This window comes from Mycobacterium sp. ITM-2016-00316 (genome assembly GCF_002968335.2).
Classification (GTDB): domain Bacteria; phylum Actinomycetota; class Actinomycetes; order Mycobacteriales; family Mycobacteriaceae; genus Mycobacterium.
Genome location: NZ_CP134398.1, coordinates 3,597,831 through 3,614,018 on the forward strand (window position 1 = coordinate 3,597,831; position 16,188 = coordinate 3,614,018).

The window sequence follows — 16,188 nt, forward strand, 5'->3', positions numbered from 1 at the left end:
TCAGTGGCGCATGAACGGCGGCACGTCGACGTCGTCGTCGGAGATGCCGCCGTCGTCCGGACCGCCGATCTTCACCGTCGCCCCGTTGGTGTGTGCCGGGACGGACATGGCGTCGGCCGGCTCGAACACGCTGGAACGCACCTTGCCGGCCGTACCGGGGGCGACGCCCGCGGCACCTTCCCCGACAACGGGTTTGCGGCTGGGTCCGGAGGTGTCGAATCCGGCGGCGATGACGGTGACCCGCACTTCGTCGCCCAGAGAATCGTCGATCACGGTGCCGAAGATGATGTTGGCCTCGGCGTGCGCGGCCTCCTGCACCAGCGAGGCGGCCTCGTTGATCTCGAACAGGCCGAGATCGCTGCCACCGGCCACCGACAACAGCACGCCCTGCGCGCCTTCCATCGAGGCCTCCAGCAGCGGTGAGTTGATGGCGATCTCGGCGGCCTTGAGCGCACGTCCGTCGCCGCGGGCCGAGCCGATGCCCATGAGCGCGGTGCCCGCGCCGCTCATGACACCCTTGACGTCGGCGAAGTCGACGTTGATCAGGCCGGGCGTGGTGATCAGGTCGGTGATGCCCTGGACACCGTTGAGCAGCACCTCGTCGGCGCTGCGGAACGCATCCATCAGCGAGACGGCGGCGTCGCCCATCTGCAGCAGCCGATCGTTCGGAATCACGATCAGGGTGTCGCAGCTTTCGCGCAGCGCGGTGATGCCGGTCTCGGCCTGGTTGGACCGGCGCTTGCCCTCGAAGGAGAACGGCCGCGTCACGACACCGACCGTCAACGCACCCATCTTGCGGGCGATGCTGGCCACCACCGGTGCGCCACCGGTGCCGGTGCCGCCACCCTCGCCTGCGGTGACGAACACCATGTCCGCGCCGCGGATCAGTTCCTCGATATCGTCCTTGGCGTCCTCGGCGGCCTTGCGGCCGACCTCCGGGTCGGCGCCGGCGCCCAGGCCGCGGGTCGAATCACGACCGACGTCGAGCTTGACGTCGGCATCGCTCATCAACAACGCCTGCGCGTCGGTATTGATGGCGATGAACTCGACGCCTTTGAGTCCGTGCTCGATCATCCGGTTGACGGCGTTCACGCCGCCGCCGCCGATGCCGACCACCTTGATAACGGCGAGGTAGTTATGCGGGGGGGTCATCGCGGATCGCCCTTTCCTGACCTGAATGTCGATGTCGGTGAGCGAAACCCTCAACCTCAACCATAGGCTTAGAGTTATGTCAAGTAGTTCCGCGCAACCAGAACGGTAGGGCGACCCGGCGCAGGAACCCCGCAGGCGCGCCGACACGGCGCGACAATTTCTCGCCTCTGCGCGCGGTGTCTCCCCGGAGCCTGCGCGCGGTGTCCTACTTGACCGTCGGCAGATCCGGGCTGGAGACGTCGTAGGTCTGCCCGGGCTGGGTGAGCAGCGCGGCCAGCTTGAGCGCCTTCTCCTGGGTACGGTCGGTGGTGCCCCACACCACTTTCCGGCCGTCGAACAGGATCAGTGTGATGGCCGCCACCGAAGGTGCCTCGACTCGGCTCACCTGACCCGACACCTCCGGCGGCAACGAGGTGAGCACCTCGAGCGCCGCCTGGGTCGCCGGATCATTCGGGCCCGGTGTCTCGGTGTCGATATAGGGCAGGCCGGGTGGCGGCGGCGCGGTCACGAAATCGACGCCGTCCTTGTCGAACAGGTGCGGACCGTCCGGATAGTCCTTGACCACCAACGGGATCCGCTCCTCGACGGTGATGCGCAGCGTCGACGGGTACTCGCGCTGCACCCGGACGCTGGCCACCCGGCGGATGGAGGCCACCCGCTCGGCCACCGTGTCGGTGTTGATCTGCAGCAGCGGTGTGCCGGACGGCACGGCCGCGGCCTGCCGGATCTCGTCCTCGGTGATGGCCGTCAGACCGGTGATCACCGTCGCGCGCGCCGACATGATCGGCGTGAGATACAGCAACAGGCCCGCACCGACGGCCAGCACCGCCAGCAGCGCCGACCACATCAGCACCTTCAGGCCGCGGATCACCCCGCGACGGTTGGGTGCCGGCGCCTCCTCGGTGCGGCCGAAGGCGCGGCGCTTGGCTTCGCGGCGGTTCTGTTCGATGGCCTGGGCGCGTGCCTGCGCGATGCGGCGTTCCTCGCGTTCCCGCCGGGCACGGCGGCGCGGCCCTTCGAAATCCTCTTCGGCCGCGGCGTCTTCGGCCGCTGCGTCGGATTCGGCGTCCGGTTCGGGCGCGCCGGCGTCCGGTTCGGGCGCGCCGGCGTCCTGCGCAGGCTGCGGGTCCTCGGCGGCTGCCGCCACTTCTTCGGCGGCTTGTGCGGCCGCCGCCATGGTCTCGGGTTCGTCCCGCCCGTCGGCCGGGCCGGTCATCTACCGTGCCGCCCGGTCGGCGCGCGCGTTCACGGCGTCCAGGATCTCGCGGCCCAGCAGGGTGACATCGCCGGCGCCCATCGTCACCACCACGTCACCCGGTCCGGCGGCGGCCGCCACCTGCTCGGCGACCGCCGAGAAATCCGGTACGTAATGCACCGGCACGCTGACATGCTCGGCGATGCTGCGCCCGCTGATCCCGGCAATGGGCTGCTCGCGTGCCGCGAAGACATCCAGGACGAACACCTCGTCGGCAGCGCTCAGCGCGGCGCCGAACTCGCGCGCGAAAGTCTGTGTGCGCGAATACAGATGCGGCTGGAAGACGACGATGGCGCGGCCCTGTGATTCGGCGGCCAGCGCACGCACCGCAGACAACGCGGCCGACACCTTCGTGGGGTGATGCGCGTAATCGTCGAAGACCTTGACCTCCGCCGCGACACCCACCAGTTCGAACCGGCGGCGCACACCCTCGAATTCGGCCAGGGCGTCGAGTACGACGTCGGCCGGAGCGCCGGCCTGGATTGCGGCCAGCAGTGCGGCCAGCGCATTGAGCGCCATGTGCCTGCCGGGCACCGACAACCGCATGGTGCGCGGGCCGGCCTCCCCCGCCAACTGCACGGTCGCCACCGCGCTGGTCCCGTGCTGCTCCCAGTCCAGCAGGGCACCGGCCAGCTCAGGCTGACCGGCACTCCCGTAGCGCAGCACCCGAATACCCAGCGCCGCAGTGCGTTCGGCGAGTGCGGCGGCGCCCGGATCATCCACGCAGACCACCAGGGCACCGCCGGGCGTCAGGCGCTCCATGAACGCATCGAACACGGCGACATAGGCCTGCTCACTTCCGAAGAAGTCGAGATGGTCGGCCTCGATATTGGTCACCACGGCGATATCGGGCTGGTACTGCACCAGCGATCCGTCGCTCTCGTCGGCCTCGGCGACGAAGTAGGGGCCACTGCCGTGGTGCGCGTTGGTCCCGGCCGCGCCGAGATCCCCGCCGACCGCGAACGAGGGGTCGAATCCGCTGTGCTGCAACGCCACGATCACCATCGATGTGGTGGTCGTCTTTCCTGCCGTACCGGTGACCATCACGGTGGTGTCCCCGGCCATCAGCTTGGCCAGCACCACCGGGCGCAGGATCACCGGGATACCCCGGCGGCGGGCCTCGACGAGTTCGGGATTGGTCTTCGGGATGGCCGCGTGCGTGGTCACCACCGCGGTCGGACCACCGTCGAGCATGTCCAGCGCCGAGCCGTCATGCCCGATCCGGATGTGGGCGCCCCGGGCGCGTAATGCCGCGACACCCCTGGACTCTTTGGCATCCGAACCCGAGACCTGCCCGCCGCGGTCCAACAGGATGCGGGCGATACCGGACATCCCGGCACCACCGATGCCCACCATGTGCACGCGCTGCAGCTCCGGCGGTAGGCCCTTCACCGCACTGACTTCCGGTCCGCGCGATACTGCCGCGCCACCTCGAGCGCCACCTCGGCCACCCGGCGGGCGGCGTCGCGATGCCCGGCCAGTGCGGCGGCCGCCGTCATCTGCTGCAGGCGATCGGCATCGGCCAGCACCGAGGCCACCGTGTCGGCGATCAACGACGGTGACAGGTCGGCGTCGTCGATCAGCAGTCCGCCGCCGGCGTCGACCACCGGCAGCGCATTCAGGCGTTGTTCGCCGTTGCCGATGGGCAGCGGCACGTAGATGGCGGGCAGGCCGATCGCGCTGACCTCGGCCACCGTCATCGCACCCGATCGGCAGATGGCCAGATCGGCGGCGGCGTAGGCCAGGTCCATCCGGTCCAGGTAGGGCACCGCGACATAGGGCGGCCCCGAAGGCTCGGGCAGGTCCAGGGTGTTCTTCGGTCCATGCGCGTGCAGAACCGAAATACCGTTGGCGGCAAGCGCTCCCGCCGCACCGGATACCGCGCGGTTGATCGACTGCGCACCCTGGGATCCGCCGAACACCAGCAGCACGCGGGCGTCCTCGGCGAATCCGAACGCGGCACGCGCCTGCGCACGCAGCGCGGCGCGGTCCAGCGAGGTGATGCTCGCGCGCACCGGCACCCCGACCACCTCGACGTCCCCGAGCCCGGGATCGGGTGTCGCGGCCAGCACGCGCTGCGCGGAACGCGCACCCAGCCGGTTGGCCCAGCCGGCGCTGGCGTTGGCCTCGTGGATCACCACCGGCACCCGGGACCGGCGCAGACCGGGCCTTGCGGCCAGGTAGGCGGGCACCGAGACGTACCCGCCGAAACCGATCACGACGTCGACATGCACGGAGTCGAACACGGCCCTGGTCTGCCGGACCGCGGTGCGCACCCGCAGCGGCAACCGGAGCAGATCCGCCGAAGGCTTGCGCGGCAGTGGCACCGGGGTGATGAGCTGCAGGTCGTAGCCGCGCTCAGGGACCAGGCGGGTTTCCAGGCCGCGCGCAGTGCCCAGCGCGGTGATCCGTACCTGTGGGTCCAATTCGGTCAGTGCATCGGCCACGGCCATCGCGGGTTCGACGTGTCCCGCCGTGCCGCCCCCCGCCAGAACGACCGATATCGTGCTCACCCGTAACGCTGACCTTCCAATGACCGGGCACGGCCCTGTTGGCCTCGCCCCTGGCGGCCGTTTCGGCCCTCTCCATGATGCCCTGCGCGCCGTGCCGTCCGTTCGCCCGGCTGGGCAGTTCGGCGTGCATCGGCCACCGGGGCCTTACGGGGCTGCTTGGTTTTGGCCTTCCCCGAGGCCTTCGAAGAGGCCTTCCCCGAGGCCTTGGCGGGCGACTTCGGCGGTGCCTTCTTGACGGCCTTGGCGGGCGCCTTGCCCTCCCTGGTGCGCAGCCGGTCGCGGGCCACTTCGAGGCGGCTGGGCACATACGGCACCGGCGGCGGCAGCCGCAGCAGCCGGTTGACCCGGTCATCGCGGCCGGCCCGCAGCGCGGCCACCGCCTCGGGTTCGTGCCTGGCCGCGTTGGTGATCACACCGAGGATGAGCATCGTTGTCGCCGTGGATGTTCCACCGGCGGAGATGAGTGGCAGCTGCAGCCCGGTCACCGGCAGCAGGCCCACCACGTAGCCGACGTTGATGAAGGCCTGACCGATCACCCACATGGTCACCGTCGCGGTGAGCAGGCGCAGGAACGGATCGGCAGAGCGGCGCGCGATCCGCATACCCGTGTAGGCGAACAGGCCGAACAGGCACAACACCCCGGCGGCACCGATATAGCCGAGCTCCTCGCCGATGATGGCGAAGATGAAGTCGTTGTGGGCGTTGGGCAGGTAGTTGTACTTGGCGGTGCCCTGGCCAAGGCCGTCACCGAACAACCCGCCGTTGGCCAGCGCGTAGCGCGCCTGCCGGGCCTGATATCCCGAGCCCTGGGCGTCGGCCATCGGGTTGAGCCAGGACTGCACGCGCGCCGATCGGTACCCGGCGGACACCGCGAGGATGCCGGCGGCGATCACCGCGCCGGACACGGTGCTCACGAACAACTTCAGCGGTAGACCTGCGTACCAGAGCAGGCCCAGCAGGATGATGCTCAGCGACACCGACTGCCCGAGGTCGGGCTGCATGAAGATCAGCGTCAGCGCCAGCGCCGCAGCGGGCAACAGGGGCACCAGCATCTGGCGCAGCGTGGCCTGCTCCATCCGGCGGGCGGCCAGCAGGTGTGCGCCCCAGACGGCGAAGGCCATCTTGGCCAGCTCCGAGGGCTGCATGGAGAACCCACCGAACACGAACCAGCCGCGGGAACCGTTAGCGATCTTCCCGATTCCCGGGACCAGCACCAGTACCAGCAGGACGATGGTGAACGCGAAGGCGGGGAACGCCAGCTTGCGCATGATCCTGATCGGCATCCGCAGCGCGATATAGAAGGCCACCAGGCCGACGAGAGTCCAGACCACCTGCTTCAGGAACACCGTCCACGGCGAGCCGCCGGAGTCATAGGAGTAGACCCCCGATGCGGAGAGCACCATGATCAGTCCGAGCGTCACCAGGATGGATGCCACCGCGATGATCAGGTGAAACGATGTCATCGGCCGGCTGAGCCAGACGCCGAAGCGGGTGCGTGGCTGTTCGGTCGCCGCGACGGTGGCGGGTTTCTTGGCGGCGGCCTCGTCGGCACCGGCCTTGGCGGGACGGCGCAACCGCGACCGCACCGCGGTCAGAAGATTGTTCACCCGCCACTCACAAGAGTCACAGGCGTCACGCCAGCCCCACTAGTCCCCTGCACCCCAGAATCCTCCCCCGTCCCGCGCCGGACGGCGCGGATATCTGGGGCGTGTCGCGGTAACGGTCCGATCGACGGTGGTCAGCTAATCCGAGAAACGCAAAGCGGTCGCTGTGACGGCCACAAAAGCAGCCACTGCGCGGGTCTCGGCGAAGCACGGCGCCTACGCCGCGGCGCCTAAGCGCCGACGATCGACAGCCACTCGCCGTAGAACAGTGCGACGCCCAGACCACACGCGATCGCGGTGAGCAGCCAGAACCGGATGATCACCGTGGTCTCCGCCCAGCCCACCAACTCGAAGTGGTGATGGAACGGCGCCATCCGGAACACCCGGCGCCCGGTCGTGCGGAAAGCCAGGATCTGCACCACCACCGAGGTCACCTCGGCGACGAAGAGGGCACCCAGCACCACGGCCAGGATCTCGGTGCGACTGGTCACGGAAAGGCCGGCAATGATGCCGCCCAGCGCCAGCGACCCGGTATCGCCCATGAAGATCTTGGCCGGGGCCGCGTTCCACCACAAAAAGCCGATGCAGGCACCCGCGGTCGCGGCGGCCACCAGCGCCAGATCCAGCGGGTCGCGCACGTTGTAGCAGCCGAGTCCGGGGCTGGTCGCGCACGCGTTGCGGTACTGCCAGAACGTGATGAGCACGTAGGCGGCGCTGACCATCGCCATCGCGCCGGCAGCCAGGCCGTCCAGTCCGTCGGTGAGATTGACCGCGTTGGACCAGGCGCTGACGAGCACGACCACGAACACCACGAACACCAGTGGGGCCAGCGTGACGGTGGCGATCTCGCGCACGTAGGACAGCTGGGCGCTGCCCGGCGTGAGGCCCTCGGCATTGCTGAACTGCAGCACCAATACGCCGAACAACACCGCCGCGGTCAGCTGTCCGACGGTCTTGGCGGTCTTGTTCAGGCCCAGGTTGCGGGACCGGCGGATCTTGATCGAGTCGTCGATGAAGCCGACGATCGCCAGCGCGGTCGCCAGCCCGAGAACCAGCAGGCCGGACGCGGATGGACCCTCACCGTTGAACGCCAGTCCCACCAGGTGGGTGCCCAGGTATCCCGCCCAGATGCCGGCGATGATCGCGACACCGCCCATCGACGGCGTGCCGCGTTTTTTCTGGTGGCTCGGCGGGCCATCCTCACGGATCTCCTGGCCGAACCCCTGCTTGGTGAACAGCCGGATCAGCACGGGCGTCAGGATGATCGAGACTGCCAGCGCGATCGCGACCGCGAACAGGACCTGCTTCACCGCTACCGATCCCCCTGCTCGGCGAGCAGATCGGCGAGCGCGCCGAGTCCGGCGGCGTTCGAGGCCTTCACAAGTACAACGTCTCCCTCGGCCAGTTCGGCCCTCAGCACATCCAGCGCGGCGTCGGCGTCGGGGACCAGCACCGCTTCACTGCCCCATGAGCCTTCCATCACCGCCCCCTGGAGCATCGCGCTCATCGGTCTCCCGGTTCCCACGACAACCAGACGAGACACATCTAAGCGCACGGCGAACCTGCCGATGCGATCGTGTTCGGATATCGCGTCATCCCCGAGCTCGCCCATCTCACCCAGGACGGCCCAGCTACGGCGTTTCCGGCCCGTCGTCGCGACGGACTCACGCGCCATCCATGCCAGCGCCTTCAGCCCGGCCATCATCGAATCCGGGTTGGCGTTGTAGGCGTCGTTGATGATGGTGACGCCGTCGGCGCGGGTGCTGACATGCATCCGTCGCGCCGACACCGGACCGGCCGCGGCCAGCGCGTCGGCCACCTGCTGCAAGCTCGCCCCGCATTCGAGCGCGACCGCCGCGGCGCACAGCGCATTGGACACCTGATGTTCGCCGTGCACCGCCAGCGCGATGTCGACCGCACCGTCGCCGGCATGCAACGTGAAGCGCGGGCGCGCCAGCTCATCGAGCGTCTCGTCGGCCGACCACACATCGGCACCGCTACTGCGTGACACCCGCACCACCCGCGCCGCGGTCTTGTCGGCCATCGCGACGACCGCCGCATCGTCCGCGTTCAGCACCACCACGCCGGAGGACGGAACAGCTTGCGGCAGCTCCGATTTGGTGGCAGCGATGATCTCCCGCGAGCCGAACTCCCCGAGATGGGCGGTGCCGACGTTAAGCACCACACCGATGGACGGGGTCGCAATCGAGGCCAGTGCCGCGATATTGCCGGGATGGCGCGCCGACATCTCCAGGATCAGGAAGTCGGTGTCGGTGGTGGACCGCAACACGGTCCACGGGTGGCCGAGCTCATTGTTGAACGAACCCGGCGGGGCCACCACCTCCCCGAGCGGCGCCAGCACCGCGGCCAGCAGATCCTTGGTCGAGGTCTTGCCCGAAGACCCGGTGACCCCGATGATGCGCAGTCCGCCGGCCACCAACTCGGCGGCCACCGCGGCCGCGAGCTTGGCCAGCGCGGCCAGCACCGCGGCACCCGACCCTGCGGCGTCATCGTGTTCCAGCGCGCCGGACCCGGTGTCGGCAGCGGCCACCGCGGGAACCACCACGGCGGGCACGCCGACCGGGCGGGCGGCCAGCACGGCCACCGCCCCCGCGGCGATGGCCCCGGCCGCGAAGTCGTGGCCATCGGAGCGGGCGCCCGGCAGAGCCAGGAACAGCCCACCGGGGGTCACCGCCCGCGAGTCGAACTCGACAGTTCCGGTGATCCGGACCGTCTCGGCGTCGCCAGGGGTGATATCGGCCAACTCGCCACCGACGATCTCGGCGACCCGGGCCAGCGTCAACGCGATCATCGGGTCCACCCGAGGGCGGTCAGCGCGTCCGCGAGCTCCACCCGGTCATCGAACGGGCGGGTGACGCCACGGCTGGTCTGCCCCGACTCATGGCCCTTCCCTGCGATCAGCACCACATCCCCGGTGCGTGCCCAGGCCACGGCGTAGTCGATGGCGGCGCGGCGGTCCCCGATCTCGACGACCTCGCCGGCATGGCCGGCCGTCCCGGCCAGCACGGCGGCTCGGATGGCCGCCGGGTCCTCGTCGCGTGGGTTGTCGTCGGTGACGACGACGAGATCGGCCAGTTCGGCGGCGACCCGGCCCATCGGTTCGCGCTTGCCGACGTCCCGGTTACCGCCGGCGCCGAACACCACGGCGATCCGGGCACCGGGCTCCTGATCCCGCAGTGTCTGCAGTACCGCTTCCAGCGCACCCGGCTTGTGGGCGTAGTCGACGAGCGCCAGGAAATCCTGACCGTGGTCGACGGTCTCCAGCCGGCCCGGCACCGCCGCGGCCCGCAGACCCGGCGCGCCCTGCTCCGGTGACACCCCGACCACGTCGAGCAGCGCGACCGCAAGCAGCGCGTTGGCGATGTTGTAGCGCCCCGGCAGCCCGATCTGCAGCGTGTGGTGCACCCCGGCGGGGTCGACGGCGACGAACTCCTGGCCGCCCCGCCCGACCGCGCGCACCGCGTCGATCCCCCAGTCGGCGTCCGCCCCGCCCGCGCTGACCCGCACCGGTGAGGTGGACCGGTCCGCGATCCGGCGGCCCCAGTCGTCGTCGACACAGACCACCGCGTGCGCGGCATGGGTGGGCGAATCCGGCTCGAACAGCCGGGCCTTGGCGTCCAGATAGTCCTCCATCGTCGGATGGAAGTCGAGGTGGTCGCGGGAGAGATTGGTGAATCCGCCGGCCTCGAAGACCGTCCCGTCCACCCGGCCGAGCGTCAGTGCATGGCTGGACACCTCCATCACCACGGTGTCCACCCCGCGCTCCAGCATCACCGCCAGCAACGCCTGCAGATCGGGGGCCTCCGGGGTGGTCAGCGAACTGGGCTCATCACGTCCGTCGATGCGGATGCCGACGGTGCCGATCAGCCCCGCGGTCCGGCCCGCGGCCCGCAGGCCCGCCTCGATCAGATAGGTGGTGGTCGTCTTACCGGACGTGCCGGTGACGCCGATGACGCGCAACGTCCGGGACGGATGGCCGTAGACATCGGCGGCCAGCGCGCCGAGCACCGCCCGCGGTTCGGGATGCACCAGCACGGCCGCGTCCAGGTCGGCGCGCAGCTGGTCGGCGCCGGCCGGATCGGTCAGCACGGCCACCGCGCCGGCGGCCACGGCGTCGGCGGCGAACCGGGCTCCGTGCGCGGACGCACCCGGCAGCGCGGCGAACAGATCCCCGGGCCGGACGTCCTGGCTGCGCAGCGTCACACCGGTCACCCGGGTGTGCGCGCTCGCCGCCGGCACCCCGATCCGCTCGGCCAGCGGTCCGAGCAGCTCACCGCAGGGTTGGGAGGGACGCAGTTTCATGGCGTTGCCACAGTACCGGGCTGCCTGCCGAGGCCTGGGACGCCGCTCAGGTGGCCTGCAGCGTGAGCGGCGGACCGGGATCGGCGGACAGCGGCACGTTCTCGCGCTGCAGCAACCAGGCCGCGATGTTGTGGAACAACGGGGCCACGGTGGTGCCCGGCTGTCCGTCGGCGGTGCGGCGCGGGTTGTCGGCCATGATGCCGATCACGTAGCGCGGATCATCCGAGGGAGCCAGCCCGGCGAACGTGATCCAGTAGTGGTCGTCGTAGTAGCAGCCGCAGTTGGGGTTGATCTGCTGGGCGGTTCCGGTCTTACCGGCGATCTGATAGCCCTCGACGGCCGCCTGCCAGCCGGTGCCCTGCTGCACGCCGCGCGGGTCGCGCTGCACGGTGGCGCGCAGCATGTTGCGCACCGCGACCGCGGTCTCCGGGGAGACCACCCGGATGGGTTCCGGCGCTTCCTCGGGGGTACGGGTGCCGTCGGCGGCGACGATGGACTTGACGACCCGCGGCGGGATGCGCACACCGTCGTTGGCGATGGCCTGGTACATCCCCGCCATCTGCAGCAGGGTCATCGACAGACCCTGCCCGATGGGCAGGTTGGCGAATGAGCTGCCCGACCACTGATCGATCGGTGGCACCAGTCCGGCGCTCTCGCCCGGCAACCCGACGCCGGTGCGCTCGCCCAGACCGAACTTGGTGAGCATCTCGGCGAACTTCTCGGGCCCGACGCGCTGAGCCAGCATCAGGGTGCCGACGTTGGAGGACTTCCCGAAGACGCCGGTGGTGGTGTACTGGTCGACGCCGTGGTTCCAGGCGTCCTTGACGGTCACCCCGCCCATGTCGATCGAACCCGGGACGGACAGCACCTCGTCGGGATTGGTCAGTCCCATCTCGATGGCCGTTGCGGCGGTGACGATCTTGTTCACCGAGCCCGGCTCGAAGGGTGAGGCGACGGCGGGGTTGCCCATCTGCCGGGTGCCCTGTCTACCGATGTCCTGCGAGGGGTCGAACGTGTTGTCGTTCGACATCGCCAGCACCTCACCGGTTTTGGCGTCCAGGACGACGGCGGAGACATTGGCCGCGCCCGAGACGTCCTTGGCCTGCTGGACCTGCTGCTGCACATAGAACTGGATATCGTCATCGAGGGTGAGCTGCACGGTGGAACCGTCGACCGCCTCGTGTCGGTTACGCATGCTGCCCGGGATCATCACGCCGTCGGAGCCGCGGTCATAGGTGACCGAGCCGTCGGTGCCGGCCAGTTTGGCATCCATCGAATCTTCCAGCCCCAGCAGACCGTGTCCGTCCCAGTCGATTCCGCCGACGATGTTGGCGGCCAGCGAACCGCCCGGGTACTGCCGGATGTCCTGACGCTCGGAGCCCACCTCGGGGAACTTGGCCATGATGGCCTCGGCGACGGCCGGGTCAACGGCGCGGGCCAGGTAGGCGAAGGATTCCTTGCTGGTGAGCTTTTTCAGCAGGGTCGACGCGTCGGGCCGGTTGTTCAGCCGGGTCGCGATCTCGGTGGCGATCTCGCGCAACCGGGTGTCCGGATCCGGCTCGTCAGGATCCTTGGCCTTCTCCTCTTCCAGCTGCTTGCGCACCTTGACGGGCTGGAAGGTCAGCGCCCGCGCCTCGATCGTGAAGGCGAGCTTGTCGTCGTTGCGGTCGACGATGCTGCCGCGCACCGCTTTCTGCACATCGGTCACCTTGAGCTGACCGGCGGCCTCCGCGCGCAATCCGGCGGCATTGGAGATCTGGAGGTTGAACAGCTGCGCCGCGGCGACCACGAGGACCAGAAAGATGACGACGTTGCCCGCCCGGTGCCGGAACACGAAGGACGAACTGCGCACACCGGTCTGGGGCTCCGGGCGACGGATGCGCCGGTCGGTGGCGGCGTGTTCCTGCGACTTACGGCTCATGCAACCGGCACCTCGGGGACGAGCGGGACCTCGACCGGTGCCGGCGCCTCAACCGGTGCGGGCCCGACGTTTTCGATGCCGCCGACCGGACCGGGCTGAGCCGGCAGTGCCGGAGCGGCCAGGTGCGGAAGACCATCCACGGGCGGCGCAGCGGGTGGCAGGTCGGCGACCGGCGGCAACACCGCGGGATCAGCCGGGGCAGCCAGCGGTGCGACCGGTGCGACCGGCGCGACCGGTGCGGTCAGCGGCGTCGCCGGGACCGGGGTCTGCTCCCGCGGCGGTACCCGCACCACAACCTCACGCGGATCCACCACCCGGGGTGCCGGCGGCGCATCGGCGGCGGGACGCGCCGGCCGCTCGGTCACCGGTGTGTCGTCGGGCAGTGGGGAGTTCAGCGGTGGCGGCGGGACGCCTTCGGCCGGCTTCGGTGTGCCCACCACCATCCACGCGCCGGTCGGGTCCTGCACCAGGTGCGCGGTGTCACGGGACGGGATCATGCCCAGTTCGCGGGCGGCCTCGGCCAGCGCCGGCGGGGCCTGCGCCTCCAGCACGTCGCGTTCCAGGGCCTCTTTCTGCTGGGCCAGAGCCTGGTTCAGCTGGCGTGCGTGCCCGAGCTGATAGGAGCGTTCGGCGGCGTCGGTGGACAGCCACAGCGTGACGCCGAGCCCGATACCGAGTGCACCGATCACCAGCACCACGAACGGCACCCGCGCCGCGAGGGTCCGTGGGTTGAACTCGATCTCGGACAGCCGGGTGATCAGCCGTTCGCGCAGTGGCGGGCGGACGACTTTGGGGGCCTTGGCCTTCCGCGCCTTGGCGCGAGCCTTGGCCTGGCTGGCATTCTTGGGCCGTGCGGGCGCGTCGACGGGACGCCGCATCGGGGTGGTCTTCGGCGCGGGCCGCTGCGGACGCTGTTCGGGTGCGCCGCGGCGCTTGCGGGCCGGCGCTTCTGTCTGCCGGCCGCGGGCACGCTGGGGGTTGCCGCGTCGACGCTCGTCGGCGCCGGGCACCGGTGCGGGTCGCTTACCCTTCATGAGTCTTCCTTTCCGGCAACCTTTTCCAATGCCCGCAACCGCACCGAGGCGCTGCGCGGGTTCCGCTCGATCTCGTCCGCGTCGGCCTGTTCGGCACCGCGGGTCAGTGTCACGAATTCGGCCTCATATCCGGGTAATTCGACCGGAAGCCCGGGCGGCGTGCGCGATGCCGTGGCGGCCGCGAACAGCCCCTTGACGATCTTGTCCTCCAGGGACTGATAGGCCATCACGACGATGCGCCCACCGCCGGACAGCGCCGCCAGCGAGGCAGGCAAGGCGTCGCGCAGCGAATCGAGTTCGGCGTTGACCGCGATCCGCAGCGCCTGGAAGGTGCGCTTGGCCGGATGTCCGCCGGTTCGCCGGGTGGCGGCGGGAATCGCCTCGTACAGCAGCTCGACCAGTTCGGCCGTGCTGTGCAACGGTTGGCGCGCACGACGTTTGACGACGCGGGAGGCGATCCGGCTGGCGAACCGTTCCTCACCGTACTCACGGAGCACCCTGGCCAGCGCCCGCTCCTCATAGGTGTTGAGGATGTCGGCCGCGGTGAGCTCGGCCTCGGGATCCATCCGCATGTCCAGCGGCGCGTCGTGTGCGTAGGAGAAGCCACGGTCGATCAGGTCCAGTTGCATCGAGGAGACACCGAGATCGAAAAGCACTCCGTCGATGGCGTTCTCGTCCCGGTCGGCCCAGTAGCCGTCGTAGCGGGTGCGGACGAACCGGAAGCGGTCACCGAAGGGCGCCAGCCGTTCGGTGGCGATGCGCAACGCGTCGGGATCGCGGTCCAGGCCGACGACATGCAGCCCGGGAAGTTCGGTGAGGAAACGTTCGGTGTGCCCGCCGGCGCCCAGGGTCGCGTCGACCAGGACGGCTCCGGTGCCGTCAGGGTGGTGACGGGTCAGCGCCGGCCTCAGGAGCTCGACGCAGCGGTCGAGGAGGACGGGGACGTGGCCATGATCGGGATCGTCTGGCACTGCGGCTCCCCTGTTGCGAAGGGGCGCCCCTGCAACGGGGTCCCTGCCCGAGGGTGCGGACCTGGCGTCGGGGAAGTACGCCAGGGCCGGTTCGGACAGAGGCCGCGTTGCACGGACAGGATGGTCAGATGATGTCGCGAAGAGTGTCATCGCTGGCCGCGGAGAAGGTCTCTTCGTGGGTCTCCTGGTACTGCTGCCAAGCCTGGGCGTCCCAGATTTCGAGGTGACCGAGCGAACCCGTCACCACGCATTCCTTGGACAGGTTGGCGTACCGGCGGTGTTCGGCCGACAGGGTGATCCGGCCCTGCGCATCGGGATGTTGCTCATCGGCACCGGCCGCCAGGTTTCGCACATAAGCGCGGGCCTGAGGGTCGCTGCGCGATGCCAGCATCGCCTTTTCAGCCAGCTTTTCGAACTCCGTCCGCGGGTACACGGCCAGGCTGTGATCTTGACTCTTGGTGACCATCAACCCTCCTGCCAGTGCGTCGCGGAACTTGGCGGGCAGTGTGAGCCGCCCCTTGTCGTCGAGCTTGGGCGTGTAGGTGCCGAGAAACATCTCGCCACCTCCCACCACTCGGCTGGATCCCGAGTCGCTTCTGCCCGCTTGGCGGAGCTCCGGTTGCTCCGTTGTCCGCCACTTTACCCCACAATCCCCCACTTAGCTCCATCTGCTGCCACCTAGATATCCCCACGCCCCACTTACGGATCAGAAGTCGCCTCCTGCCCCACCCGTTCGATCGGTGCGGCACCCGCACAAGAATGGGAAAGCGCAGCTCAATGCGCATACACCAGCGGTACGGGCCCGGGTGGGGAGCGGTGGGGAGATTGTGGGTAGAACGCCCTGTCCGGTCCGACACGCCGACGTCTCCGGGCGCCCAGCTGCACAAAAAAACGGGGCAGCTCCGAGACGGAGCTACCCCGGTGGGGAGAAGTGGGTGGGGCCGCTACTCGTCGAACCGACGACGGAAGCGGTCCTCCATACGGCTGGTGAAGGATCCGCCGGTGCTCTTACCGCGCTTCGGCCGCGCGGCACCCGTTGGCGGCGCCGACTTGTCGGCCGGGCCCGACGCCCGCGAGCCGGTGATCGCGAACACCACGCCACCGAACATCACGATGAAGCCGATGACGGAGAGGATCGGCAGACCACCGATCCAGGTCGCATTGATGGCGACACCGGACACCAGCATCGCCAGCCCGACGATGAAGAGTGCGACACCCTGTAACCGACGACGTGCCGAGGGGGCCCGCAGATTGCCGCCCCGAACGCTGGAAGCGAATTTGGGGTCCTCGGCATAGAGCGCGCTTTCAATCTGGTCGAGCATGCGCTGCTCATGATCGGAGAGTGGCATCCGTCCCTCCTTGTCCGCGCCCTGGCCCGGTGATTCCGGAACCGTGTCATCAACGTGTGGTGCGCC

At 69.5% G+C, this 16,188-nt stretch carries 13 protein-coding genes; all 13 read right to left on the reverse strand.

Annotated elements, in window-relative coordinates; all coding sequences use genetic code 11:
• The gene (ftsZ, locus tag C6A86_RS17350) at positions 1-1,152 is read right to left on the reverse strand and encodes a cell division protein FtsZ (protein ID WP_105365639.1); all 1,152 of its coding nucleotides are present in this window, start codon (positions 1,150-1,152) and stop codon (positions 1-3) included.
• A gap of 205 nt (positions 1,153-1,357) precedes the next feature.
• Positions 1,358-2,368 carry a cell division protein FtsQ/DivIB gene (locus C6A86_RS17355; protein WP_233213201.1) on the reverse strand — a complete coding sequence of 337 codons (1,011 nt, stop codon included), beginning with the start codon at positions 2,366-2,368 and terminating at the stop codon, positions 1,358-1,360.
• Positions 2,369-3,763, reverse strand: coding sequence for a UDP-N-acetylmuramate--L-alanine ligase (gene murC, locus C6A86_RS17360; protein ID WP_233213204.1), 1,395 nt, complete (start codon positions 3,761-3,763; stop codon positions 2,369-2,371).
• Between the two features lie 32 nt (positions 3,764-3,795).
• Entirely contained in the window at positions 3,796-4,860 is a 1,065-nt protein-coding gene (murG, locus tag C6A86_RS17365; RefSeq protein ID WP_233213203.1) for an undecaprenyldiphospho-muramoylpentapeptide beta-N-acetylglucosaminyltransferase, read from the reverse strand.
• Between the two features lie 56 nt (positions 4,861-4,916).
• Positions 4,917-6,527 (reverse strand): putative lipid II flippase FtsW, encoded by a 1,611-nt coding sequence (gene ftsW, locus C6A86_RS17370; protein WP_233213200.1) that lies wholly within the window; start codon positions 6,525-6,527, stop codon positions 4,917-4,919.
• 227 nt (positions 6,528-6,754) lie between these two features.
• Positions 6,755-7,834, reverse strand: coding sequence for a phospho-N-acetylmuramoyl-pentapeptide-transferase (gene mraY / locus C6A86_RS17375; RefSeq protein ID WP_105365636.1), 1,080 nt, complete (start codon positions 7,832-7,834; stop codon positions 6,755-6,757).
• Positions 7,835-7,836: 2 nt separating this feature from the next.
• Positions 7,837-9,336, reverse strand: coding sequence for a UDP-N-acetylmuramoyl-tripeptide--D-alanyl-D-alanine ligase (gene murF, locus C6A86_RS17380; protein WP_105365658.1), 1,500 nt, complete (start codon positions 9,334-9,336; stop codon positions 7,837-7,839).
• Positions 9,333-10,847, reverse strand: coding sequence for a UDP-N-acetylmuramoyl-L-alanyl-D-glutamate--2,6-diaminopimelate ligase (locus C6A86_RS17385; RefSeq protein ID WP_105365635.1), 1,515 nt, complete (start codon positions 10,845-10,847; stop codon positions 9,333-9,335). Before C6A86_RS17385 ends, murF begins: the two co-directional genes overlap by 4 nt.
• A gap of 46 nt (positions 10,848-10,893) precedes the next feature.
• Positions 10,894-12,768, reverse strand: a complete 1,875-nt coding sequence (locus tag C6A86_RS17390) for a penicillin-binding protein 2 (RefSeq protein ID WP_105365634.1) — start codon at positions 12,766-12,768, stop codon at positions 10,894-10,896.
• Complete coding sequence (locus C6A86_RS17395) at positions 12,765-13,802, reverse strand: hypothetical protein (protein WP_105365633.1); 1,038 nt, start codon at positions 13,800-13,802, stop codon at positions 12,765-12,767. The genes C6A86_RS17390 and C6A86_RS17395 overlap by 4 nt, the downstream gene beginning before the upstream one ends.
• Positions 13,799-14,923, reverse strand: coding sequence for a 16S rRNA (cytosine(1402)-N(4))-methyltransferase RsmH (rsmH, locus tag C6A86_RS17400; RefSeq protein WP_105365632.1), 1,125 nt, complete (start codon positions 14,921-14,923; stop codon positions 13,799-13,801). Before rsmH ends, C6A86_RS17395 begins: the two co-directional genes overlap by 4 nt.
• Positions 14,898-15,329 (reverse strand): division/cell wall cluster transcriptional repressor MraZ, encoded by a 432-nt coding sequence (mraZ, locus tag C6A86_RS17405; protein ID WP_105365631.1) that lies wholly within the window; start codon positions 15,327-15,329, stop codon positions 14,898-14,900. The genes rsmH and mraZ overlap by 26 nt, the downstream gene beginning before the upstream one ends.
• 388 nt (positions 15,330-15,717) lie before the next feature.
• Entirely contained in the window at positions 15,718-16,122 is a 405-nt protein-coding gene (locus tag C6A86_RS17410) for a DUF3040 domain-containing protein (protein WP_105365657.1), read from the reverse strand.
• Positions 16,123-16,188: the final 66 nt, after the last annotated feature.